The sequence below is a fragment of the Agrobacterium rubi TR3 = NBRC 13261 genome, assembly GCF_000739935.1.
In the GTDB taxonomy this organism is placed as follows: Bacteria; Pseudomonadota; Alphaproteobacteria; order Rhizobiales; family Rhizobiaceae; genus Agrobacterium; species Agrobacterium rubi.
In genome coordinates this window covers 36,577-60,264 of the sequence record NZ_BBJU01000032.1, presented here as the reverse complement: position 1 = coordinate 60,264, position 23,688 = coordinate 36,577, and the positions used below count along the sequence as shown (strand labels likewise).

Annotated in this window: 16 protein-coding genes and 3 pseudogenes; 13 read left to right on the top strand and 6 right to left on the bottom strand. The window is 55.9% G+C overall.

Annotation, left to right across the window (positions count from 1 at the left end):
- Positions 1-38: 38 nt before the first annotated feature.
- Positions 39-161, bottom strand: a complete 123-nt coding sequence (locus tag RRU01S_RS26725; protein WP_268823032.1) for a hypothetical protein — start codon at positions 159-161, stop codon at positions 39-41.
- A 224-nt stretch (positions 162-385) separates the two neighbouring features.
- Here RRU01S_RS26725 and RRU01S_RS23265 point away from each other — a divergent pair, with 224 nt between their 5' ends.
- Positions 386-2,077, top strand: a complete 1,692-nt coding sequence (locus tag RRU01S_RS23265) for an SEL1-like repeat protein (protein ID WP_045232611.1) — start codon at positions 386-388, stop codon at positions 2,075-2,077.
- 98 nt (positions 2,078-2,175) lie between these two features.
- Here the strand turns inward: RRU01S_RS23265 and RRU01S_RS26805 are convergent.
- A pseudogene (locus tag RRU01S_RS26805) lies at positions 2,176-2,436 on the bottom strand (hypothetical protein); the annotation flags it as partial.
- A gap of 164 nt (positions 2,437-2,600) precedes the next feature.
- Between RRU01S_RS26805 and RRU01S_RS23255 the strand changes: the two are divergent.
- From RRU01S_RS23255 to RRU01S_RS23240, 4 genes are read left to right on the top strand one after another with little or no spacing between them, the layout of a single operon-like run.
- Positions 2,601-3,605: a sugar ABC transporter substrate-binding protein gene (locus tag RRU01S_RS23255; protein WP_045232609.1), complete on the top strand. Its 1,005-nt coding sequence runs from the start codon at positions 2,601-2,603 to the stop codon at positions 3,603-3,605.
- Positions 3,606-3,636: 31 nt separating this feature from the next.
- Entirely contained in the window at positions 3,637-5,193 is a 1,557-nt protein-coding gene (locus RRU01S_RS23250) for a sugar ABC transporter ATP-binding protein (protein ID WP_045232608.1), read from the top strand.
- Positions 5,183-6,217: an ABC transporter permease gene (locus tag RRU01S_RS23245; RefSeq protein WP_081880181.1), complete on the top strand. Its 1,035-nt coding sequence runs from the start codon at positions 5,183-5,185 to the stop codon at positions 6,215-6,217. Before RRU01S_RS23250 ends, RRU01S_RS23245 begins: the two co-directional genes overlap by 11 nt.
- Position 6,218: 1 nt before the next feature.
- Complete coding sequence (locus RRU01S_RS23240; RefSeq protein ID WP_045232607.1) at positions 6,219-7,223, top strand: ABC transporter permease; 1,005 nt, start codon at positions 6,219-6,221, stop codon at positions 7,221-7,223.
- A gap of 58 nt (positions 7,224-7,281) precedes the next feature.
- On the opposite strand, the pseudogene RRU01S_RS23235 reads toward RRU01S_RS23240, so the two are convergent.
- Positions 7,282-7,540, bottom strand: a pseudogene (locus tag RRU01S_RS23235) (5,10-methylene tetrahydromethanopterin reductase); the annotation flags it as partial.
- Between the two features lie 393 nt (positions 7,541-7,933).
- Here RRU01S_RS23235 and RRU01S_RS23230 point away from each other — a divergent pair.
- The 4 genes and pseudogenes from RRU01S_RS23230 to RRU01S_RS26585 form a co-directional block, all read left to right on the top strand.
- Complete coding sequence (locus RRU01S_RS23230) at positions 7,934-9,883, top strand: ABC transporter ATP-binding protein/permease (RefSeq protein WP_045232605.1); 1,950 nt, start codon at positions 7,934-7,936, stop codon at positions 9,881-9,883.
- 575 nt (positions 9,884-10,458) lie between these two features.
- The gene (locus RRU01S_RS23225; protein WP_045232604.1) at positions 10,459-10,773 is read left to right on the top strand and encodes a helix-turn-helix domain-containing protein; all 315 of its coding nucleotides are present in this window, start codon (positions 10,459-10,461) and stop codon (positions 10,771-10,773) included.
- Positions 10,766-12,019, top strand: coding sequence for a type II toxin-antitoxin system HipA family toxin (locus tag RRU01S_RS23220; RefSeq protein ID WP_045232603.1), 1,254 nt, complete (start codon positions 10,766-10,768; stop codon positions 12,017-12,019). Before RRU01S_RS23225 ends, RRU01S_RS23220 begins: the two co-directional genes overlap by 8 nt.
- Before the next feature lie 325 nt (positions 12,020-12,344).
- Positions 12,345-12,949 (top strand): annotated as a pseudogene (locus RRU01S_RS26585) (HNH endonuclease); the annotation flags it as partial.
- Here RRU01S_RS26585 and RRU01S_RS23215 read toward each other — a convergent pair.
- The 3 genes from RRU01S_RS23215 to RRU01S_RS23205 all read right to left on the bottom strand — a co-directional run bounded on the left by RRU01S_RS23215 (position 12,939) and on the right by RRU01S_RS23205 (position 16,580).
- Positions 12,939-14,447 (bottom strand): efflux transporter outer membrane subunit, encoded by a 1,509-nt coding sequence (locus tag RRU01S_RS23215; RefSeq protein WP_234936199.1) that lies wholly within the window; start codon positions 14,445-14,447, stop codon positions 12,939-12,941. The pseudogene RRU01S_RS26585 and the gene RRU01S_RS23215 overlap by 11 nt on opposite strands.
- Before the next feature lie 178 nt (positions 14,448-14,625).
- Complete coding sequence (locus RRU01S_RS23210; RefSeq protein WP_045232602.1) at positions 14,626-15,891, bottom strand: HAMP domain-containing sensor histidine kinase; 1,266 nt, start codon at positions 15,889-15,891, stop codon at positions 14,626-14,628.
- A 2-nt stretch (positions 15,892-15,893) separates the two neighbouring features.
- Positions 15,894-16,580: a response regulator gene (locus RRU01S_RS23205; RefSeq protein WP_045232619.1), complete on the bottom strand. Its 687-nt coding sequence runs from the start codon at positions 16,578-16,580 to the stop codon at positions 15,894-15,896.
- 148 nt (positions 16,581-16,728) lie between these two features.
- Between RRU01S_RS23205 and RRU01S_RS23200 the strand changes: the two genes are divergently transcribed.
- The 4 genes from RRU01S_RS23200 to RRU01S_RS23185 all read left to right on the top strand — a co-directional run bounded on the left by RRU01S_RS23200 (position 16,729) and on the right by RRU01S_RS23185 (position 23,637).
- A complete protein-coding gene (locus RRU01S_RS23200) occupies positions 16,729-18,153 on the top strand; it encodes an efflux transporter outer membrane subunit (RefSeq protein ID WP_045232601.1) in 1,425 nt (474 codons plus the stop codon).
- Positions 18,153-19,274 carry an efflux RND transporter periplasmic adaptor subunit gene (locus RRU01S_RS23195; protein WP_045232600.1) on the top strand — a complete coding sequence of 374 codons (1,122 nt, stop codon included), beginning with the start codon at positions 18,153-18,155 and terminating at the stop codon, positions 19,272-19,274. Before RRU01S_RS23200 ends, RRU01S_RS23195 begins: the two co-directional genes overlap by 1 nt.
- The gene (locus RRU01S_RS23190) at positions 19,271-22,360 is read left to right on the top strand and encodes an efflux RND transporter permease subunit (RefSeq protein ID WP_045232599.1); all 3,090 of its coding nucleotides are present in this window, start codon (positions 19,271-19,273) and stop codon (positions 22,358-22,360) included. Before RRU01S_RS23195 ends, RRU01S_RS23190 begins: the two co-directional genes overlap by 4 nt.
- 293 nt (positions 22,361-22,653) lie before the next feature.
- Positions 22,654-23,637, top strand: a complete 984-nt coding sequence (locus RRU01S_RS23185) for a patatin-like phospholipase family protein (protein ID WP_327787147.1) — start codon at positions 22,654-22,656, stop codon at positions 23,635-23,637.
- Positions 23,638-23,688: the final 51 nt, after the last annotated feature.

Here is a 23,688-nt window from a genome sequence, read left to right as displayed (position 1 = left end):
ATGGCTTCCCCTCGGCAGTTCATCAGAGCTAAATCAACCTAGCCGACCTGTCCGGTGAAATGGGGTGCACTCCACTGTTGCGGCAGCGCGGCGTGACCTGTACCCTCTGCCCTTGGCAGCGTGGAAGCAGAGGCGGCAAGAACCATTGCAGACCAGAGCATGTCCTGCGCCTTCTTCCCGTACCTTGCAGGGTTCGCGGGCAAGCAGATATGGCGTGCAAGGCTTTAACGGGCGCATTGCGGTAGCATTCACAAGGCTAAACGTCGTGGTGCTGGTTATTGAGCGATTCATGATCGTAAAGCACACAAGCGCTGGCCAGATCGCCGATCCTGTCAGTCGAGCAGATTGAGCACGCTCGGCAACTTATCGACGAGGACAACAAATCATGCTGAGGAAATATCTCGCAACGCTTGCGGATCGCTATTTCGAAAAGCGCACTGCAGGCCCCGCGCCTGAAAAACGCTGGCACAAGCTCTACGATGTTCCGCTCGACGAGCTGAAGCAACGGGTGCTTTCTGGCGATGCCGACGCAGCCTTCGTATTAGGCGACATTTACGATCAAGGCTATTGCGGCATCAGCCTTGACAGGGCGCAGGCTGTCGAATGGTACGAAAAGGCAGCCACGCTCGGCCATGGCGATGCGATGAACAATATCGCCAGTATGTACCAGCACGGCGACGGACCGTTCCCCGTCAATCTAATCAAGGCGCGCGAGTATTATGAGCAGGGCGCCAAGGCCGGCTGCGGCACGGCCATGGGCAATCTCGGCCATTTCTACGCGGACGGCCGCGCCGGGCTAAGGCAAGATCAGCGCCGGGCGGTCAAATTCTTCAAGCAGGGCGCCCGTCGTGGCGATGGCGATGCCATGGTCAGCCTTGGCTACCGCTACGGTTCCGGTTCCGGCATTCGTAAGAGCCCACTTCGGGAGCTCTACTGGTATCGTCGAGCGCTTCAGACCGGCAATCCGCGCGGTTCCAACAATCTCGGCGTCGCCTACTATTATGGAACTATCGTGAAAGAGGATGCTGAAAAAGGCATTCTGCTTCTCTCCGACGCGCTCCTGAACGGTTTTGACCGGGCGGCATACACGCTCGGTCGCGCGAACGAGGATGGAAAAGGCACCGAGCGGAACCTGGAAGAGGCGCTTTACCTGTACCGTCGTGCCCAGGCTGGTGGTCGCGAGGATGCAGGCGAAGATATTGAGCGGGTTCTCAAAAGAATGGGCGAGGAATTTTCCTCTGCCATCGACCCCGAACAACGGCTTGAGGACCTGCGGGCAATGGTCCGCGATCCAAAGAGTAGCTTCAGCGTCGAGGCGCTATTTCTGGAGCTGGCACGCCTTTGCCAGCAACTGGTCGAGGACAAGGACAATCCTGCGGCCGACCAGCCCTATGTCCTTGGCAGATCGAGCCTGATCCGCGGCTTCGTACTGTGGAAGCAGCACAATCCTGCCTATCTCGAGCCGGTTGAAACGGCACTTGCGATCGACGGCCGGCATTCCTTCCTGACCCCGCCGGAACGCGCCTCGCTGACAACCGCCAGGGCCATCGCGTTCGCCCGCGATCACAAGTGGCAGGAAGCGGTCAATCTGCATCGCGACGCACTTAAGATCGTCGAGTCCGATCCGGAAGCGGAGGAGAACGCCGTGCTCGCCGCGATGACCGATCTCGCCTTCTGCCTACATGAGACCAACGAATTCGAAGAGGCGCGCAAGCTCAATTCTGAGGCTCTCGCACGCGCCGAGATCGTGTTAGGCGAGAGCGATCCGGCCCTGTTACGTATAATCGCCAACCTCGCCCAGAACGAATACGCGCTCGACCACCCCGACAGATCGGTGGAACTTATGCGCCGACGACTGGCGATCGCCGAGCAGCACGAAATTCTCGACGTGATCGGCGCGACGCTGCGCGATTTGGCGATTGCCAGCTTCTCGGCCGGTGATCATGCTAGCGCTGAGGATCTATTTCGCCGCCAGGTGGCCTTTGCCGAACGCAACGGCGACGGTGAAGACATCGCCCGCGCTCGCGCTGATCTTGACGACCTGTTTGAAAGATTGGGAAAGTGTCGTGATAATTAGATGCAACACCGGCCTGAGCGACAGGCTTTGCGACACTGGAAGACCGCTTCCACCTCTGTCCGCCCAAAGCTGACCGACAGGTTCAGACCCAATGGCAGAGTTGCGTCACCCTCCCGGATCATCCGGTCCCACCGTCCCGCGGCTATGCGCGCTTGCAACGTCGGATCGATCTCCAGCCGCCGCAAAAAGGCTATCCGCTCGGTCAACCCGACTATGTTCGATGCATCAGGCGCTTCTCGCGCCGAGCGTAGCCAGTGAAAGCGCGTCTGGCCGATAGACAGGTCAACGTCTAACAGCCTATCCAGCGATCGGAGCGTATCGTGCGGAACGTCTTTCATCAGAGTTGTCTCTGCCCGTTGGCAGAGCTATCGCACGTATGAAGCTAACGTGACATTGTTCGCCTAACGTGACGCGCAGATCTCGCAGAATTTTCAACCAGCTTCGCGCTTTTGGAAAATTCTGCCTGTCCGCCTGGGATTAGTTGATCTTAATTATGGATTATATCAATTAATCGAGGCGTGCCATGACAGACGAACTTTCCTCCGGCCTAAACCGCCGCAATCTTCTCAAGCTCACAACGGTCGCTGGTGTTGCAGCGGGTGTTGGAATGACACTGAAAACTGGTGCTCTTGCGGAAGATGGCCTGTCTTTGAAAGGCAAGCGCATCGGCATCAGCGCGACTGGCACCGATCACTTTTTTGACCTGCAGGCCTACAACGCCCAGATCGATGAGGTCAAAAAGCTGGGTGGCGAGCCGATCGCGGTCGATGCCGGACGCAATGACGGCAAGCTTGTGTCGCAGTTGCAGACGCTGATTGCGCAAAAGCCAGACGCGATCGTGCAACTGCTGGGCACGTTGAGCGTGATCGACCCCTGGCTGAAACGGGCGCGGGACTCAGGCATTCCCGTGTTTACCATCGATGTCGGTTCGACGAATTCGCTGAACAATTCGACCTCCGATAACTGGGGCATTGGCAAGGATCTGGCGCTGCAACTCGTGTCCGACATCGGCGGCGAAGGCAATATTGTCGTCTTCAACGGTTTTTACGGCGTCACGCCTTGCGCGATCCGCTACGACCAACTCGTCACCGTCACCAAGTATTTTCCCAAGATCAAGATTATTCAGCCGGAATTGCGCGACGTCATACCCAACACGGTGCAGGACGCGTTTACGCAGATCACCGCCATTTTGAACAAGTACCCGGAAAAGGGCTCCATCAAGGCTGTCTGGTCTGCCTGGGATATCCCTCAACTGGGTGCGACGCAGGCCCTGACGGCTGCTGACCGGACGGAGATCAAAACCTACGGTGTGGATGGCAGCCCCGAAGTTCTTCAACTGGTCGCCGACTCCAATTCGCCAGCCGCTGCCGATGTCGCCCAGCAACCTGCCGAACTCGGGAGGATAGCGATCCGTAATGTGGCGCGTCATTTGGCCGGGCAGGCGATTGCGCGTGAGACCTATGTGCCGGCACTGCTCGCCAACAAGGCGAATGTCGCTGAGGTGACGAAGAAACTCGGCATCGGGTAACGGCCGCAGCGCGATTCCGGGGAGATTTGTCATGGCTTTTGCCCTCGATATAGACAGTGAAGCGCCTGCGTCAGCCGCTGCGATCATCCGCTTTGAAAATATCAGCAAGGCCTTTGGTGGTGCGCAGGCGTTGGATCATGCTTCGCTCAGCGTCAAGCCGGGGACAGTGCATGGGCTGGTCGGGCAAAACGGTGCCGGCAAGTCCACGCTCATCAAGCTGCTTGCCGGGCTGCACTCCGTCGATAGCGGCGTGATCGAAATCGACGGCAAGGTACATGACCGGCTCACCCCACATCTGGTGGAAAGCCTCGGCATCCGTTTCATCCATCAGGACCGGCTTCTGGTGCCGACGTTCACCGTCGGCGAGGCGCTTTTTCTCGGTCGGGAACCGCGCATCGCCGGCACGCCTTTTCTTGACCGGGGATTGATGCGGCGGCGGGCAGCGCAGACGCTGGAACGCTATTTCGGCGTGAGATTGCCGACTTCCGCGTTGATCTTGGAACTGACTGCGGCGGAAAAGCAGATAGTTCAGATCACGCGTGCGCTTTTGGATAACCCCAAGGTTCTGGTGTTCGACGAGCCCACGGCAGCGCTGGTGCGGCAGGAGGCCGATCTTCTCTTCGGTCTCATTCGCAAGCTTCGCGCCGACGGGATCACCGTCATCTATATCTCGCATTATCTTGGCGAGATCATTGACATTTGCGACACCGTTACCGTGTTGCGCAATGGCCGCGATGTGGCGACGCTGCCTGTCTCAGAGACATCCGCTACCCATATCGGCACCCTCATGGTCAACCGGACGATCGATGAGCTTTACCCCAAGGCAGACGTGGCTTTTGGAGAAACACTGCTGAATGTCGAAGCGCTGGAGCTTACGGGCAAGTACTGCGATGTCTGCTTCGGTTTAAGGCGGGGCGAGGTTGTCGGTTTGACCGGTCTGGTGGGATCGGGTGCGAAAGACCTGATCCTCTCACTGTTTGGGCTTGAAAGGCCGTCCGCGGGGTCGATCCGGGTGCTGGGAGAAAGTGTGTCTCTATCATCGCCTGCAACAGCCACCACGCGCAGGATTGCCCTCGTGCCGGAAGATCGCAGGCGTGACGGCGTTGCGCTGGATATGACGGTTGGTGAAAACATGACGCTTGCCAGTCTGGTGCGTTTTTCGGGGCTGGGATTTTTAGACAGACGCAAAGAGCAAAAGCATGCCAATGATCTCATAGCGCGTTTGCACATCAAAGCCGATGGCACCGATGCGCTGGTCCGTACACTCTCTGGCGGCAACCAGCAGAAGGTCGCCCTGGCAAAGTGGCTCAGCCGCCAATCCGAAATTTATCTGCTCGATGAGCCCTCGGTGGGCGTCGATGTCGCCGCCAAGGTCGAGATTTACACGCTGATCAGCGAACTGGTGGGGCGCGGCGCGGGTGTTATTGTACTGTCGTCGGATATCGAGGAACTGCTCGGCATCACGGATCGAATTCTGGTGTTCTACCGCGGTCGGATCACGCGCGAGTTACAGTCATCGCAAGCAAGCCAGCAGCAGGTGCTAGCAGAAGTCACGGGCGCTTTGGAAGGGCATGACCATGGTCGCTGATACATCCTATCCGGCCACTGTCGCGCTCGATGGCGTTGGTGCGGGTCATTCAGATAAAATTCGTTTGTCGAAGCATTTCGAAATTCTGTTTCTGCGTGGTGGTGCGCTGGCCGTCTTCGGGCTTGTGTTCGGGTATTTCTCTGTCGCAACGCCGTTTTTTTTGTCTGTCGGAAACCTCGGCAATGTTCTGTCGCAGTCGGCCATTGCGGGTGTGCTTGCCATTGGGCTCACTGTCGTTTTGATCGCGGGGGGATCGAATGTCGTCAAAGGTGGCATAGATCTGTCGCTTGCTGCCAATATGGGGCTGAGTGCGGCCGTCTATGCCACGCTGTTGCAGAGCGGGCATGGCGATGGTGTTGCCGCAGCAGGTGCCTTGGGCGTGGGGCTGCTGATTGGTGCGGTCAACGCTTTCGCGGTGACGATCGCTGGAATAGCGCCTTTGCTTGCGACATTGGCGGTGATGAATATCGTTGCCGGTCTGGAACTCGTGCTCACCCAGAACACGGTCATCTCGGCGTCCTCGGATGTTCTCTCAGCCTTTTCCGGTTATGGTCCTCTGGACATTCCAGTCCTGGCCTACGTGCTTGTGATCGTTACCATTTTTGCAGCGGCAATCGTGCAATACACGCCGGTTGGTTTGCGGCTTTATGCGGTGGGAGAGTTCCCCGAGGCAGCAACGGCATCCGGCCTGCGGGTGAAACGCTTCGTTGCGGGTTCATTTCTGGCCAGCGGCTTTTGCGGTGGTGTGGCCGGTATTCTGTCGGTATCGTATTTGAGCGGAAGCACGACCGGTGCCGGGGAAATGCTGTTGCCGGTGGTCGTCATCGCACTGTTGGGTTCGGTATTTTCCCGCAGGCTCGTGCCGACAATAACCGGTACATTTCTGTCTGCGATCTTCATCGGATGCCTCATCAACGGCTTTCAGTTACTCAACATTTCCAGCACATTGGTCAATGGTATCCAGGGCGTTCTGATCCTGCTGGTGGTCTCTGCCACAACCATTCTGCGCAGGGAGAACCGCTAAGATGGCATTTCAATCCGCATCTCTTCCAAAGACGGAAACACCGGCGCAAAGCCGCTCTTCTTTCGTCACGCGATACGCATTGCCGATCATTCTGCTCGCCGTGTTCATCCTGTTTTCCTATGCAGCACCAGGATTTCTGACATCGGCCAATTTGACGAGCCTGCTTGTCAACAACTTCACGCTGCTGGCGATCACTGCAATCGCCATGACATTCGTGGTCGCGTCGGGTGGCATCGACCTTTCGGTTGGCACATCCATCGATTTCGCCAGCTTCTTTTTCGTCTCCCTCGTCGTTGCCGGCCAGCCTGTCTGGGTTGCTGCCTTGGCTGGGCTTTTAGGCGGCGGAATGGTCGGTGTGTTCAATGCCATTCTCATCTCCGGAATTGGCATTTCGCCGTTTCTGGCAACGCTTGGTACGCTGTTTGTGGGGCGCAGCATCCAGCAGCTTCTGACCAATGGCGGCAACCCTGTCTATCTGCCGCCTGCGACGATTCCGGATGCGTTCAAGGCCCTCGGTCACGGCAATCTTCTCGGCATTCCTGTCCCGCTTGTCATCGCCTTTGTCGTTATCGTGGCGGCATGGGCAGTGCTGTCGCGAAGCCGGTTCGGCAGGATGGTGATTGCCTCGGGTATTCAGGCGAGTGTGGTGCGCTATTCAGGAATTCGCTGGTCGCGGCAGATCGCCACGACCTACATCGTCGCAGCCCTGATCGCCGCACTGGCCGGGTTGATCGTCACCTCGACGGTCACCGTCTATATTCCTTCATCCGGCAACGCTTTCCTGCTCAATGCCATCGGCGCGACATTCATCGGCACGACCCTCAATCCCCATGGGCGACCAAACGTGGCTGGCACCGTGCTGGGTGTGCTGTTGCTGAGCATCGTTACCAACGGTCTCTTGTTGTCAGGCCTTAATTTCTACTGGCAACAGGTGGCCACCGGTGTGCTGATTTTTCTTGTGCTGGTGGCCGGTGCGGCCAATCGCAGGGCTTTGGAACGTCACTAGGCTTCACCGCCTTCACGAAAACGCGCCACCGCTCTTCAAGGCGGTGGCGCTCTGCTTTTCAGGCAACGGCAGCTCTCGGTGCTGACGCCATAAGGGCAGCCCCCTCGCGTTTGACCGCTTGAATGTCGCGATAACGGTGTGCCGGGTGGTTTGCGGGTAAATAGTTGCCCGCGCCGAACAGCTTTTCCCGCAATGTGCCCGGCTTGTAAGCCGTGGGATAAAAAAGCACGTTTTTGAAGTTCCGCCGCATTGGTGAGGTTGAGGTCAACATCGGTATCATCGACCCAACCTTGCAGAATACTGTGAACCGGCGGAGGGTGACTGTGCCGATACGCACGATAACGCCTTGATATTTTCACGTTGACGGGGTCATTTCTGTACGCCTCATCACAGCCGTTGGGCGGTGGCAGTTTAATGCTCACCTGCCGTCGAACGGAAATGTACAGGGATCAGGAAATCACGCCAGATTTCAAGATATTCGCCGTTTGCAACAGATACTGGCTCAAAGCGCCGACAGTCTAGGTGCCAATCGGCCATAATTGTTGACGCTTGCTGCGACGTGCCCCTGATCCAATTCTTTTGGTTGTTTTGACGCGTGCTCTGAATGTTGCAACCTACATCTCTTTGGTTCCACTATACCATTCTAAAGAATAATTCACGCACATTCACAAAGTCGTGAAACCTTTCCGATCTTTAGTCGTTCAGCGCCCATGAAAAATAATGAAATCGAACCGAAGCCGGCCCCTGGTGCCAATGAATCCGGCGAAAAAGCTGCATCTCCCCAAGATGTTCATGATGATGCTGAAGAGCTTCCTCCAGAGGAAGGGGAACCCACTGCCGGATTGACACCGGAAGAGGCTCAGGAAGCACGTCGAAAATACTTGCTTAAGCGTTTCTGGATCAGCGCTCGCGGCTTCTGGAGCCGCCGAGGCGATAAGCTGGCATGGCTATTCACGCTTGGCCTGCTGGCCATGATCGGGATCAATGTCGGCTTCCAATATGGGATCAATATCTGGAATCGTGGAATATTCGACGCGATCGAAAAACGGGACGCGTCAACGGTCTATTCCCTCGCCTCCATTTTCCCGCTTCTGGTTATCGGAAGCGTGTTCATCGTCACCTCACAGGTCTATGTCAGAATGCGCATTCAGCGGCGCTGGCGCTCTTGGCTGACCAAGTTGCTCGTTGGCAGATGGATTGCAAACGGCCGCTACTACCAGCTCAATTTGATCGATGGCGACCACAAAAATCCCGAGGCAAGGCTCTCGGAGGATATGCGCATCGCCACCGAAGCGCCGGTCGATTTCGTCTCTGGCGTCATCGCCGCCTTCGTGTCCGCCTCAACCTTCATCGTCGTCCTGTGGACGATTGGTGGGGCGCTAACGCTGTCCATTGGCGGTGTCTGGGTCACCATTCCTGGCTTCCTCGTCATAGCCGCCATCATTTACGCGGCAATTACCTCCACATCCATCGCCTTTATTGCCCGAAACTTCGTCAAGGTCTCCGAAGTTAAGAATCAGGTTGAAGCAGAATTCCGTTACACGCTGACCCGCGTTAGGGAAAATGGTGAGAGCATTGCCCTGCTTGGAGGGGAAGAGGAGGAGCGCAACGATCTCGACAAAAGGTTCGACACTGTCCGGAGACAATGGCGGCTTATGGCGCAGCAATATATGCGCACCACGGTCGTCTCCAACAGTTCAATGCTGATCGCACCAGTCGTGCCGGTTTTGCTGTGTGCACCGAAGTTTCTTGATGGCAGCATGTCACTGGGCGAGGTCATGCAGGCAGCGTCCGCATTTACCATCGTTCAGTCCGCATTTGGCTGGCTGGTCGATAACTATCCGCGCCTGGCCGACTGGAACGCTTGTGCTCGACGTGTCGCCTCACTTATGATGTCGCTTGATGGCCTTGAACGGGCTGAAAAAAGTGACAGTTTTGGCCGCATCGTTCGCGGTGAGACAGAAGGCGAGACCATGCTTAGCCTCAAGGATGTGTCCGTGTCCCTGGGAGATGGAACCGCCGTCGTAAAGGAAACGGATGTGAAAATTGGTGCGGGCGAGAGAGTTTTGGTGTCAGGAGAGTCGGGCTCGGGCAAAAGCACGCTGGTCCGCGCCATTTCCGGCCTCTGGCCCTGGGGCGGCGGCAGCGTGAATTTCCGCGTAGGCAGCCAGTTGTTTATGCTGCCACAGAGGCCATACATTCCAGCCGGGACGCTGCGCCGCGCGGTGTCTTATCCGCAACCGGCGGAAAGCTGGTCGGCGGAAGAGATCGGCGCCGCCCTAGACAAGGTCGGTCTTGGCCAACTCAAGGACAAGATCGAGGACGAGGCGCCTTGGGACCAGACACTGTCTGGCGGAGAAAAACAACGACTTACCTTTGCACGCCTGCTGCTCAACGCCCCCGATATCATTGTGATGGACGAAGCGACAGCAGCGCTGGACGAAAAAAGTCAGGACAAGATGATGCAGACTGTTATCGATGAGCTACCCGACGCCACGATTATCAGCGTGGCGCATCGTGCCGAGTTGGAAGCATTTCACAGCCGCAAGATTACGCTGGAGCGCCAGGACGGTGGCGCAAAGCTGGTTAGTGACATTGAGCTTATTCCACGTAAATCGAGAGCACGATCTATGCTTCGGCGGATGGTGAAGCGGAAGTAATTGGTACATGTCGTCAGCTATGGATGCATCGTAAAGCATTTACCGATATTAGTATTCCTTACGCACCTTTTTAATCAGATACCATTAAGAATGGCGTTCTTCTTGCCGTGTGCTGCCTGGTTATTGAAAAAATCAGTCACCCAACATGCGTAAGCTTTCGATCATAATCAGTGATTCAAAATATTCTTCTAGATCACCACTGTTATTCGGCGTTCTTTCTGCGTTGCAAGGATATTCTCCAACAACAGCTTTGCGGATATCTGTGCGATACGCACCTGACAGAATGCCGAGATTTTCCGCTGGACATGACGTGAGATAGAACGTGTTTGGGCATTCTCACTCCGTTTCTCTCTGGCACCAGTGTCGAGGGCGAGCGGGAATAGGGGGCTGCCTTCGACAAAGCATGTATGTTGGATACGGCTTGCTGACAGAGGGGCATCGGTTCCGAAAATCGGCTTGATAGGTAAATGGATCAATTGATGGGTAATGATCCGTATTTATTTCTTTTTGTTGACTGAGCTCGGGATGTTTGAGATAGCTTATCTCCTGCAATGAAAAACGTTTGGGTAGGTAAGATGGCACGGCCTGAGTCAGATGCCTTGTCGGAAATCGGGCAGTTGCTGAAGTCTACGCGAAAAGTCCGGCGACTGACGCAGGAGCAGGTTGCCGACATGGCGGGTATATCGCGTCCCCGTTATCGTGAGATAGAAGCTGGAAGTAGTGCTGCGCGCACGACGACCCTCATCAACATCGCCCGCGCGCTCGGCCTTGAATTGATGCTCATACCACAAGCTCTGGTTCCGGCCGTCGATGCGCTGTTGCGGCCGCATGACGATCTCGATGATCTTCCAGCATTCATGGCTCACCCAGATGGGAACGAGAATGTCTGAGGCATCCTCCGATCCGCGATCGATTTCGTCCCTCGACGTGCTGTTGAACGATGTGAGGGTCGGCACAATCGTTCGGACGCCTGGCGACTTCAACGCCTTCAGCTTCGAAGGCAGCTATCGCGCGACCGGCGGCTTCCCGGTGCTCAGCCTGTCTTTTCGCGCAGCCACCGGCGGCTTGCGCAAGGACCCGAAACCCATTGCCAGAGCGTTGCCGGCGTTCTTTGCCAATCTGCTCCCCGAAGACAAACTGCGTGAGGCGATGGAAAAACACCACGCGGGGGGTGTTCGTGCGGGCAACGACTTCGACCTGCTCGTCGCACTCGGCTCGGATCTGCCGGGGGCTGTCCGCGTCGTGCCAAGTGATGGAACGGTCGCGGGTCTCGAAAACCTGTCTGTTCCCAAGCCGAAAGTACGGTTTTCGCTCGCCGGTGTCCAGATGAAGCTTTCCGTAATCAAGAACACTGGGAAAGGGGGTGGACTGACGCTGCCGCTCGGTGACGACCAGGGATCATACATAGCCAAGTTTCCATCCACTTCGTTTCTTGGCGTATCGGAAAACGAATATGCCAATCTCGCATTGGCTGAAGCGATCGGAATGGAGGTTCCGGAACGCGAACTAGTCGAGCAATCGGAGTTCGAAGGTATTCCAAAGGAGTTCGAGACGCTGTCGGACGGAAAAGTCCTGCTCGTCAAACGTTTCGATCGCGGCGCAAACGGCGAGCGGATCCATATCGAGGATTTCGCGCAGGTGTTCGGCGTCAATCCCTCGCGAAAGTACGAAGGTGCGGCCTATCATGATATCGCCGCAGCCCTAAACGTTGCCGTTTCGTCTGCGGCCGCACTCGAATTCGTCCGCAGGCTGGCTCTCGCCGCGATCACCGGCAACGGCGATATGCACCTCAAGAACTGGTCGCTCATCTATCGCGAAGCTGGCGACACGCCGCAACTCGCGCCTGTCTACGACGTACTCTCGACAGTGCCTTACATCCCCGCGGATGCTATGGCGCTGTCGCTTGCCGGCGAGCGCCCCTTCAAGGCGATGACGGTGCAGCGCTGGAAAGCCTTCTCCAATCGCGCCCGCCTGCCGGAAGCAGCCGTCCTCAGGGCAGTTGCCGACACGGTCGAGCGTATCAACGAACTTTGGTGGTCATTGCCGGAACGGCAAGTCGTTCCGCATAAAGTTCTCGAGCGTGTCGATAAGCATGTCAGGCTGATGACACCGATCCTTAGCACCTGTGCGGATTGAAGCCGTCCGTCCGAACGGTGACAACTATATCCTAGACCGTGCGCCAGCTCTCGTGGCGCATCTTCACCCGTTGCCAAAGGGTATCTTCAAGGATTCTGAGCGAAGGCACCTCCTGCACGACATGTGCTCGGCTGCATTGTCCCGTGAGACCCGACGTGCTGTCGTGGGATTTTTTCGATAGGCAAGGTGATTGAAGGCGAGTAGCCCGATATAGGCCTGGTTGTTGAGAATATCTCTACCACGATTGCGATCCGCGAATGATCGATCTCTCTGGCTTAAATCGCGGTCACCATGATAGAGATCGACTACGGGATTCGGGGCTTTCATTCACCGCACAGATACGATCTACGAAGACAGCCCGGCTGAGCAATATCAGTTTCCGAGCCAGTATCTCGGTTGCGTCCAAGCCTGCGTCGGAGACTGGATCGTATACTATGAACCTCGGAAAGTGGCGGCGACGCGGGAATATTTTCCGGTGGCCGAAGTCGCACAGGTTATTCCGGATCCCAAAGCGCCTGGAATGTATCTGGCTCTCATCGAACCCAGTAGCTATCTCGATTTCGTCACCGCCGTTCCCTTCAGCGGGCCAGACGGTGTGACTGAGCGCGGAGTGCACAACGACGCAGGACGTATTTCGGGACGTGCACAGCTGCAGTTCGGTCAATCTAAGTTGCAGATTTCAATTGGATACTGTCGATTGGCCTGGCAGAAGATCACCCGGAACTGCCGCGATCGGGGGATTCCATTGAGGCGCTTAAACCCACCGGCTTCTCGGACAGCATCCAAGCTCTGTTCGTGTTCGAAGAGGAGAGGTTGCGCGTCACGAATCTTTCATCGCGTATCGTCCGCGATCGCTTGTTTCGCCGCTTGATCTTGCAGGCCTACGACAAACGATGCGCTGTAACAGGCTTGAAGCTGATCAATGGCGGCTGTGTTTCGGCGTGGAATGTGGCCCTTCATGAACGTCAGTGATACTGGGCTTTGATGAATCGATTTTACCACCCCAGCCACCGCCGAGAGCCTTATTCAGGGCGATATAGTAAGTTGCAACATCAGATCGCGTCTCGATCAAATCCTCTTCGACGGAGTACAGTGACCGCTCCGTATCCAACAAACTGAAGAGATCGCTATCGCCCGTTCTGTTAAGCTCAGTCGACATCTGTAAAGTGTGCCGATACCGTTGGACGGAGACAGCGAGTTTCGACTGCCGAATTCTCGATTGATTGATTGCAACGATGGCGTTCTGGACATCTTCCATCGCAGACAGAACGGTTGACTGGTAGGTAAAGTAAGTTTGGTCACGCTGGGCCTTTGTGACATCAACGGCCGCCTGCAGTTTTCCACCCTGAAACAGCGGTATGTTGATGTTAGGACCGATCGACCACCCGATGGTCGATTTTTTGCCGATATCGCCCAAACTCGCGCCGGAAGTATCAATCGAACCCGATAGCGAAATAGAGGGATATCGGTTGGCTTGCGCCTGACCGATCCGAGCCGTCGATTGTGCCAGTTTGCGCTCAGACTCTCGGACATCAGGGCGGTTAACCAGAAGATCTGCCGGAATGCCAGTGGAGGTCGACGTCGGAGGTACTGGTATCTTGCGTTTTTTGTTGAATGTAGCATCAAGCGCCGATGGTGCCTGCCCGGTTAGAACGCTCACCCGATGCACCGACTGTGCATAGGAAATTTTATAGGAGGGAATGTCGGCTTCGGTGTAAGCTGCCTGGGCCTCGGCCTTGGTTACATCACCCATGGTCGCATAGCCTTCCTTCAATAGTTCCTTCGTCAGCTTCACCGTTTGACGCTGTGATTTTGATGAGCGTTCAGCCAGATCGATCAGCTCTTGATATTCCCGTGCCTGCACGTAAGAGGCAGCAATGTCCCCAATTAGGGTCACAAGCGTATCTTCTAACTCTTCTTCAGTAGCCTGTTCGCCGTATCTCGCTGCTTCAACCCCACGTCTGTTTGCGCCAAACAAGTCGAGCTCCCAACTCGAATCGAAACCCGCCTGAAACTGATTTTGAGTTGATGAGCTTTGGTCATTGCCGGACTCGCTTCTGGCGCGGGTAGCGGAGCCTGATGAAGATACCGCTGGAAACAGACCCCCAATCTGCTCTCGAGTGGTCGCACGGGCCTCTCGGATTTTCGCCTTTGCGACTGCAACATCGAGATTGTCCTGCACGGCATGAGCAACAAGTTCGTTGAGCACCTGGTCATCGAGCTTCTTCCACCAATCGTTTAAGTCCGGTGCCTCAGCGCGTGCCTTATCCTTCGCATTCCACTTCGCGGGTAGTGAGAGAGACGGCGTTTCGTAATCAGGCCCCACAACGCATCCGCCAAGCATCGATGTGAAGATCAACAGAGAGACATGACGATATAGCGGAAAAAGATACGATTTGGGGAAAGCTTCATGATCAATGGCCGGCAAGGTAAAACTCCTTATAGACAATGATCAACATCCATAGAGAGCCAGACGTTAAGCGCTGTAAACGTCGTGTAAAGTTGGGTAAATTGTAAGCCTGGTTGCGAAGTCCATCTTAAACGAGGAGAGACCGCAGCTTTCATTTAACACCCACGATGGGCGGCTAAATCACCGCTCTAGCATCTCAGGAACTGGCCGGGATCGTGATTTCCACACGTAGTCCACCTGACGGTGTATTGCTGGCCGTTGCGCAACCGCCATGCCATTCGGCAGCGCGGCGGGTGATGGCGAGGCCGAGGCCAAAGCCTGAACGCGTCGTGACGGTGGAGCTCTGTGAGAACGGCTGGAAAATGGCGTCCAGTTCCGCGTCCGGTACGCCAGGTCCCGCATCCTGGATCGACAGTGAAAATTGCTGACCGCGTAGTTCCGAAGTGACGAGAACAGAAGTCTTGTCTCTGGTGTAGGCAATTGCATTGCGGATAACGTTTTCTAGCGCCCGGTAAATCAATTCACCGTTGACGGAAGCAACGAATGTGTCGACGCCTTCATATTGAACCGAAATATCGCGTGACTGACCTTCGAAACTCGCATCCTCAACAATCTCCCTCACGAGATCGACAACATCCAGTGTCTGTCGATCAAAGCGCGGAGCATTTCGTTCCGAAAGCCTGGCCAGAGTTAGAATTCCCCCAACCAATTCATCTAAGCGTTCGACTTCTCTTCCCATTCGCTCGATCATTGCGGTCAACCGCGCCGGGTTTTGTTGCAATACGCCGATAGCTGCCTGCAATCTTGACAGGGGTGAGCGTATCTCGTGAGAGACATCGTGAAACAACTGTTGCTGTGCAATCTGGAGTTCCTGAAGCCGTGCTGCCGTAGTGTCGAGGTCATGCGCCAAAGAGGCGACTTCGTCGCGCTTGCTGCCAATTGTATGTGCTATTCTGACGTCGAGTTGACCATTTGCTATGGCTCGCAGCCCATATCGCAGTTGCTCCACAGGTGTGATAAAGTACCGGGCGAGCCAGTAAGCAGCCGCTGCGGCTGCCATGAGTGCGGCCAACCATGGCACTGTCCGGGGCCAGGTTTTCGAAATCACACCCTGAGGCGATCCAGCAATCTCGACCTCGTAGCAATTGCCGTCTCTCACCGCATTTACAAATAAGTCATGTCCCGCCTTCACCACGCAGTCGATTGCTGGACCAACCGGGCTGATGCGAATGGATAATTCTCGACCGGTACGCTGCATGGCTGCTACCAGCTTCTGTGCAGCGTCCATTCCATCTGATTGCAAGACCTGGGCAGTTATGTCCAAGGCAAGCCTGTGTTCGCGGTTGGTGACTTCTTCTTCGAAAGGAGATTGGAACAGGGTGCTGATTGCAAACAACAGCGCTATTGACCCTGCCATGGCCAGCCAAACCACGGTGAAAAATTTCCAGAACAGTCGATGCATCGCTAGCCCTCTAACAGCTGATAGCCGCGTCCTCTTACGGCCTGAATCCAGGGCTGCCCGTCTTCGCGCGTTCCGAGCTTTTGGCGGATACTGCTGATATGGACGTCGATGCGGCGATCAAATGCGGTCAGGGGCTTGCCGAAGGCGCGCAACGAGATATCCTGTTTGGAAACCAACTGGCCGGAAGAACGGACAAGCACCTCGAGCAGACTGAACTCGGTGCCAGTCAGTTCAAGCTGGGTACCGGACCACTCGGCTCTGCGGGTTGAGGGATATAGCATCAGCGCGCCCGTTTTCAGCACCTCTAGTCCACCATCCCGTTCGGTTCGGCTGGATCGACGCAGAATCGCTCGAATTCGAGCAGCCAGTTCTCCCGGCGAACAGGGTTTGGCGACATAATCGTCCGCGCCGAGATTAAGTCCGGAAATACGATCAATGTCATCACCGCGGGCCGTCAACATCAGAACCGGGACATCGCTAACCTGCCGGATTTTCCGCAACACATCGAGGCCGTTCATACGGGGCATCATGATGTCGAGGACAATGAGATCGAGTGACGTCGTCGTTGCTACAGCGACACCGGTTCTGCCGTCGTCTGTGGTGTCAACCGTGAAACCTTCTTCGGTCAGGTATTCGCAGAGCAGATTTGTGAGCTCGATGTCATCATCGATTAAAAGCACCTTGGGCATGTCTTGCATCCGTCGCGTCGATGCTTCCACCTTTAAGGCCTAGCGCCTTCAAATACAGCACTTTTACATAACTTAACACGTTCTTGACCGACATTAACATCACCATCCCTATAGTGCAGGCGACAGCTCTCAAGGCAGCCTTAAACACATGCGCGCATTTTTGTCTTCCATATCTATCGTCACTATTTTTGTGTCGCTATCAAGCTGCACGACCCTTGGCGAACTCAAGCCTTCTAATGCCGACGTTGCTTTGTATTGGCATGAGACATTGCCACACGGTGGCCGCCCTGCCGATCTCATAGACTGGTGGGCCAGTTTTAAAGATCCTTCACTCACGGAATTGCTCGATCTGGCAGAGCGCGGAAATCCCTCCATCCAGGAGGCGGTCGCCAACATCGATAAGGCTCGCGCGTCGCTCGATTCGACCAGAGCCGGTCTTTTCCCATCACTCGATGGTTCCGCCTCCGTGTCGCGTGAGGGAAACAACGGGGATGACCTCAACAAAATCAGAGCTGGAACCAGCAAGAGTGGCGGACTTGACGCCTCCTGGGAGCTTGATCTGTTTGGAAAAACCAAGAAAGAGACACAAGCTGCGGCAGCGCGAGCTGAAGGCAAGGTCTGGTCATGGCATGACGCGCGCGTTTCCGTCGCAGCCGAACTGGGCGATTATTACGTTCAGTATCGCGCCTGCCGCCAGTTGGAGCAGCTCTACCGAGATGAGCTTGCGTCGCAAAGAGAAACGATACGGGCCACTGAAAAATCCGCAGATTCTGGCTTTACCTCGACCGCCGATCTGGCGCTCTCGCGTGCCAGCGCAGCAACATCGTCGTCCAGCCTGACGTCTCAACACGGGGACTGTGAAATCCTCGTCAAGTCGATTGTCCAGTTAACGGCCATCGACGAGCTTTCGGTTCGCAAGCTGCTGGATAAGGGAAAGAGCCGTATTCCACAGCCGTCAGTCGTGCGCATTGCCTCCGTCCCGGCAGAGGCTTTGCGGCAAAGGCCTGACGTCAATGCTCTGGAAGCCGAGGTCGCAGCGACGATTGCCGATGTCGGTGCAGCAAAAGCTGACCTCTACCCAAGTCTCAGCTTAAGTGGATCGATTTCCATCAGTGAGGCTACCGTAAGCGGTAGGTCGGTTCCCTGGTCATTTGGTCCTGCCTTATCGATACCGCTGTTTGATGGGGGCACGCGACGGGCGGCAGTGCGAAGTGCTGTCGCGGATTACGACGTTGCTGTCGCAAGCTACAAATCCGGCGTTCTGACCGCCGTCTCTGACGTCGAGACAGCGCTGATCAACGTCAATACCGCGCTAAAGCGTATTAACGACGCCAAAATTGCGGCCGACAATTACCAGAGCTATTTCCGATCGATCGATGAGAACTGGAAGTCTGGCGGGGCCAGTATTCTGGACCGCGAAGAAGCCCGCCGCTCTGCACAGTCTGCCGCCATAACACTCATCGAAATCAGGCGCGATGCGGTCCGATACTGGATCGCACTCTACAAGTCTCTGGGAGGCGGCTGGTCCGCTCCGGCTGGCGCCTCGAATGCTCTTAAGACTGGAACACACTGATGCGTAGATTCGCTTTTTCCCCTCTCGCCATGGCCCTTGCCATAACTGTCATGCCGCAGTCGGCCCGTAGCGAAGACGCCGCACAGACCGGCTCCCAAGCTGCAGCTTTGACAGTGACCGTATCCAACCCTGAGCTCTTGAACTGGCCGGTGACTATTCCCGCAAGCGGTCGGCTTGCCGCATGGGATGAAGCGGTCATCGCGGCTGAGGTGAGCGGCTTTAAAATCATCGACGTCAAAGCAGATATCGGTGCGACGGTTAAAAAGGGAGACCTGCTGGTGCAGTTTTCCGCTGACACTGCGCAGGCGGATCTGGAACAGCAGCAGGCGACAGTCGAAAAGCAGGAAGCGGCGCTCGATCAAGCGGTTGCGGATGCGGATCGCGCCCGAGGCCTGACGGGCTCCGGTGCGTTGTCGAAGCAGCAAACGACGGAGTATCTGATCAGCGAGCGCAAGGCGAAAGCCGACGTTCTCTCTGCGAAAGCTGCGCTGGCATCTTCGCAACTGACACTGGACCGGACAAAGGTTTACGCCGTCGATGACGGGATCATATCTGCGCGTTCGGCCTCTCTCGGGAACGTCGTGAATACCGGTGACGAACTGTTCAAGCTGATCCGCCAAAGCAAGGTCGAATGGCAGGCCGAGTTGCCGGTCAAGCGGTTGGCCGATGTAAAGCAGGGAACGAAAGCAGTTATACCGACCCCTGACGGCGATGTTGGTGGCGAGGTCAGGCTGGTTTCACCCACCACGTCGACAAATAATGGTCGGGTCACGGTGTACGTGACCCTCCAGCCTGACGCAGGAATGCAAACTCCGAAGACGGGTATACTCGCCAGCGGCTACTTCGAGTTCGAACACACCGATGCGCTGACAGTGCCGGCGACCGCCGTCACGCTCCGGGACGGGTTTTCCTATGTCTTCATTTTGAACGAGGGTGAGAAGGTGACCGTTGCGCGAAAGCGCGTCGAGACAGGTCGCCGACAGGGCGAACGTGTTGAGATCGTTTCTGGTATCGAAAAGGCTGACAAGGTCGTCACATCAGGCGGTGCTTTCCTCGCAGATGGCTCGGCGGTGCGCGTGTCTGACGGTGCTACGATTGCCAAAAAGGAGGAAGCAAAGTGAATTTCTCCTCATGGTCTATTCGCAATCCCGTCCCGCCCGTTCTGCTTTTCGTCCTGTTGACCGCCTGTGGTCTGTGGGCCTTCAATCGTCTCGACGTCCAGAATTTTCCCGATATGGACCTTCCAACGATTGAAATCAGTGCGTCGCTGGATGGCGCAGCAGCGTCTCAGCTCGAAACGGAAGTGGCCCGCAAGATCGAGGATAAACTGACGGGCCTCACCAAGCTGGACTCCGTTACAACAACGATCACGGATGGTTCTGTTAGCATCTCTGTTGCCTTCCAGGTTGGAAAGGACACCCAGGAAGCGCTGGATGAGGTCAAGAGTGCTGTCGACCAAGCAAAGAACGACCTGCCGGAAGAGATGAACGCGCCGACCGTTTCGAAACAGTCGTTGAACGCCTCGCCGCTCATCACCTATGTCGTCCATTCGGACAAACTGGATTCTGCAGAGCTTTCCTGGTTCATCGACAACGATCTGTCGCGCGCGCTGATGGCCGTGGACGGTGTTGGTGAAGTCGGTCGCCTTGGAGGTGTCGATAGAGAAGTAAGGGTAGAGCTTAACGCAAATCTTCTCGATGGCCTTGGTTTGACCGCTAATGATGTCAACAGCCAGGTCGAAGCTGTGCAGTCTGATCTGTCTGGAGGCAAGGGCCGAATTGGCGGTGAAAGTCAGTCTGTTCGGACGCTGGCTACGGCAAACAGTGTCGAACAGCTCCGGTCACTGCCCATCCCCCTGCCGGCCGGAAGCTGGGTTCGACTGGACGAACTTGGAACGGTGACAGATACCCACAACGATCTTACCTCGCTTGCCTACCTGAATGGCAAACCCGTGATTGCCGCTCAGATCAAGCGATCGAAAGGCTATTCGGATACGGCGGTTACCGACAAAGTTCGTGACGCGGTGAAGGTGTTTGCCGCAGCCAATCCGGGCGTGACAATCGAGGAAGCCTACAACACCATCGTGCCCACCGAGCAAAACTACGAATCCTCGATGCACATGGTCTATGAGGGCGCGCTCATCGCCGTTTTCGTCGTTTGGCTGTTTCTGCGCGACTGGCGTGCGACGCTTCTGGCGGCTGTTGCCCTGCCGCTGTCGATAATACCGACCTTCCTTGTGATGTATATGCTTGGCTATACGTTGAACACCATCACACTGCTGGCGATTTCACTGGTGGTCGGCATTCTCGTGGACGACGCGATTGTCGAGATAGAAAATATCGAGCGACATCTCAACATGGGCAAAACCCCCTTCGAGGCGGCGATGGAGGCCGCTGACGAAATCGGCCTGGCTGTTATTGCCACGACGTTTACCTTGGTCGCGGTCTTCCTCCCAACCGCTTTCATGGGCGGCATTCCCGGCATCATCTTCAAGCAGTTCGGTATTACGGCGTCGGTTGCCGTTCTCGCCTCGCTTCTGGTTGCGCGGTTGGTAACGCCAATGATGGCGGCCTATATGATGAAGGCAAGTGGCAAGACACACGAAGAGGACGGCCGCCTGATGCGCGGTTACCTCTGGCTTGTCAAAGGTGCATTACGCCGCCGCTGGATTCCAGTGCTCGGAACGGTCGGGTTTCTGGCATTCACGGTCCTGCTGTTGTCTCATTTGTCGACGGGCTTTTTCCCGGCCTCCGATGACAGCCAAACGCAGGTTACCCTCACCACGCCATATGGATCGACGATTGAAGCGACCGACGAAGCTGCGCGAAAAGCATCTGCGATCATCGCAGGCGTAGACCATGTCACCTCGGTGTTTCAGGCAACCGGCACAGCCTCTACGGGCGGCATGAACAGCACGTCGAACTCAAGCACCAACAGTGCCACGCTCGTCGTCAATCTGACACCGATTGACGACCGGGACATAAAACAGTCGCAGATCGAAAATGATTTGCGAAAAGCCCTGGAGCAGTTGCCCGGCGTTCGTCTGGAAATAGGCTCTGGAGGCAACGGTACGAAACTCACGCTGACGCTTGCTGGCGATGACTCTGATCTTCTTGATCAGGCGGCAGCGAGCCTTGAGGCCGATCTGCGCACTCTTCCAGGCATCGGCAACGTCACCTCATCAGCGGCAATGCAGACGCCAGAGGTCACCATCAAACCGGATCTTGCGCAAGCTGCCTCTCTTGGTGTTACGTCCAAGGCCATTGCCGAGGCTATTCGAGTGGCGACGGCGGGTGCCTATGATACAGCTCTGTCGAAGCTCAATCTGCCCGAACGCCAGATCGCCATTCGCGTCATGCTTGACAGCGCAAGCCGTCAGTCGCTTGACGCGATCTCACTCGTCCCGGTCGAAGGTAAGGACAGCAAGGTCGCGCTTGGTGCTATCGCCGACATCTCAATCGGCTCCAGCCCCAGCCAGATCGACCGACTTGACCGATCGCGCAACGTCTCGCTGTCAGTAGAGCTGAATGGCAGAAGCCTTTCTGAAGTGACCACAGAAGCCGAACAGTTGCCCAGCTATAAAAACCTGCCCCAGGGTGTGAAATTCGTTGAGCAGGGCGAGTTGAAACGTCAGAGCGAATTGTTCAGCAGTTTCGGCACATCCATGGCAATCGGCATTTTCTGTATCTATGCCGTTCTGGTCCTGCTGTTTCATGATTTCCTGCAACCCGTCACGATTTTGATGGCGCTGCCGCTGGCTCTTGGCGGCGCACTGTTGCCACTGGTGCTGACAGGAACAAGCTTTTCGATGCCAGCTGTTATCGGTTTGATCCTGCTGATGGGTATTGTGTCGAAAAACTCGATCCTTCTCGTGGAGTACGCCATCGAGGCGCGCCGGGCTGGCATGTCTCGCTACGATGCCCTTGTCGATGCCTGCCACAAGCGAGCACGACCCATTATCATGACGACCATCGCTATGGCCGGCGGCATGCTGCCCGCAGCGCTCAGTCTCGTCTCGGGAGACTCAAGCTTTCGCCAACCCATGGGCATTGTTGTCATAGGCGGATTGATTACCTCCACCTTCCTAAGCCTTCTGGTCATTCCAGTGGTCTTCACGTTCCTGGATGACGCCCTGCTGTGGCTCAAGGCGAGAATCGGCAAGGGCGAAGCCAAACAGGCAGAGGGACTTTCGACGTCACCAGTCTAACGCGTTGACCTGCCGGCGCTGCATTAGGTCGCCGGCAACTGCGTCCCCCAGATGGCGATATAGCGCGGCCAATTTTCAAGCGAGATAAGATGCAACGCTTAAACCCTGGAACCTCAGTTCGGCTGCGATCATACGCGATTTTGGCGGTCACGACTGTCATGATGCTGGTGACTGGTTGCACCTCTGTGCGGGAGCCGTATTCCCAAGCCGATGCAGACAAAGCTCAGATTGTCGGGTTCGAAAATGTGCGAGTGCCTCTGGATGCAAATATCAGTGCCTTTATAGAGAATTAAATTCAAAGACGGGCGGGGAAAGCCCGCTACAAATTTCTTGCCATTTCCGGTGGAGGCGCGGGAGGCGCCTTCTCAGTCGGCGTTCTCAAGGCATGGACCGAAAGGGGTGATCGCCCCACGTTTGATATCGTTACAGGTGTCAGCACTGGCGCATTGATTGCCCCCTTCGCATTCTTGGGCTCCAAGTATGACGATGTTTTGGAGCACCTGTATACGAGCGGTGTGGCAGCAGAGTTGATTGATAAGAAGTTCATCGTAAGAGGTCTGCTTGGCGAGAGCCTTTACTACCAGAAGCCATTGAAAAATATGGTGGAAAGATATGTTGATCGAGCTTTGCTAAATGAAATTTCGACGGAGTATCGAAAGGGTCGGGATCTGTTTGTCCTGACCACGAACCTCGACACTCAGCGTGCTGTCCTGTGGGATATGGGCGCTATAGCAAGCAGCCCCCGCAGCGATGCGCTTGATCTGTTTCGGACTGTCATGATCGCTTCCGCAAGCATACCTGGGGCGTTCCCAGCAGTTCAGATCAATGCGGTTGTCGACGGGCGTCAAATTATTGAGATGCATTCGGACGGAGGCCCCTCTGCGCAGATCATCACGGTGCCTGAGGCTCTTCTGTCAGACGTGAGTTTGCCCATACCGAAGGGGGTTGCGGGGTCTGATATGTATCTCTTGATCAACAATGCTCTCATGCCCGAGTTTTCGGCTACGACGAACTCGACGCTATCAGTAAGTACACGCGCATACTCGATTCTCGTAAAGTCCCAGACACGCCAGTCACTCTACGCGGCATATGAATATTGCCGCCGGGTTGGCATCGGCTTTCACATGGCTAGCATTGATGTCTCGGTGCCATACGACATCAACGATCCATTCAATAACACCTATATGCGAGCCGTTTACAAAGTCGGCCGCGAGAAAATACTCAGCGGCCAGGCGTGGCAGGACCGTCCGATATTTCCAGAGTTAACAAGCAAATAGGGCTTATGCTCGAGCAATAGTGACGTTCGCAAAGCCAATCGCGTTGTACAA

Excerpts from the sequence above, each read along its gene's own strand:
- RRU01S_RS23240 (WP_045232607.1), top strand. The coding sequence starts at position 6,219 with ATGGCATTTCAATCCGCATCTCTTCCAAAGACGGAAACACCGGCGCAA.
- RRU01S_RS23200 (WP_045232601.1), top strand. The coding sequence starts at position 16,729 with ATGCGCGCATTTTTGTCTTCCATATCTATCGTCACTATTTTTGTGTCG.
- RRU01S_RS23265 (WP_045232611.1), top strand. The coding sequence starts at position 386 with ATGCTGAGGAAATATCTCGCAACGCTTGCGGATCGCTATTTCGAAAAG.
- RRU01S_RS23205 (WP_045232619.1), bottom strand. The coding sequence starts at position 16,580 with ATGCCCAAGGTGCTTTTAATCGATGATGACATCGAGCTCACAAATCTG.
- RRU01S_RS23230 (WP_045232605.1), top strand. The coding sequence starts at position 7,934 with ATGAAAAATAATGAAATCGAACCGAAGCCGGCCCCTGGTGCCAATGAA.
- RRU01S_RS23195 (WP_045232600.1), top strand. The coding sequence starts at position 18,153 with ATGCGTAGATTCGCTTTTTCCCCTCTCGCCATGGCCCTTGCCATAACT.
- RRU01S_RS23255 (WP_045232609.1), top strand. The coding sequence starts at position 2,601 with ATGACAGACGAACTTTCCTCCGGCCTAAACCGCCGCAATCTTCTCAAG.
- RRU01S_RS26725 (WP_268823032.1), bottom strand. The coding sequence starts at position 161 with ATGCTCTGGTCTGCAATGGTTCTTGCCGCCTCTGCTTCCACGCTGCCA.
- RRU01S_RS23250 (WP_045232608.1), top strand. The coding sequence starts at position 3,637 with ATGGCTTTTGCCCTCGATATAGACAGTGAAGCGCCTGCGTCAGCCGCT.
- RRU01S_RS23245 (WP_081880181.1), top strand. The coding sequence starts at position 5,183 with ATGGTCGCTGATACATCCTATCCGGCCACTGTCGCGCTCGATGGCGTT.
- RRU01S_RS23220 (WP_045232603.1), top strand. The coding sequence starts at position 10,766 with ATGTCTGAGGCATCCTCCGATCCGCGATCGATTTCGTCCCTCGACGTG.
- RRU01S_RS23225 (WP_045232604.1), top strand. The coding sequence starts at position 10,459 with ATGGCACGGCCTGAGTCAGATGCCTTGTCGGAAATCGGGCAGTTGCTG.
- RRU01S_RS23210 (WP_045232602.1), bottom strand. The coding sequence starts at position 15,891 with ATGCATCGACTGTTCTGGAAATTTTTCACCGTGGTTTGGCTGGCCATG.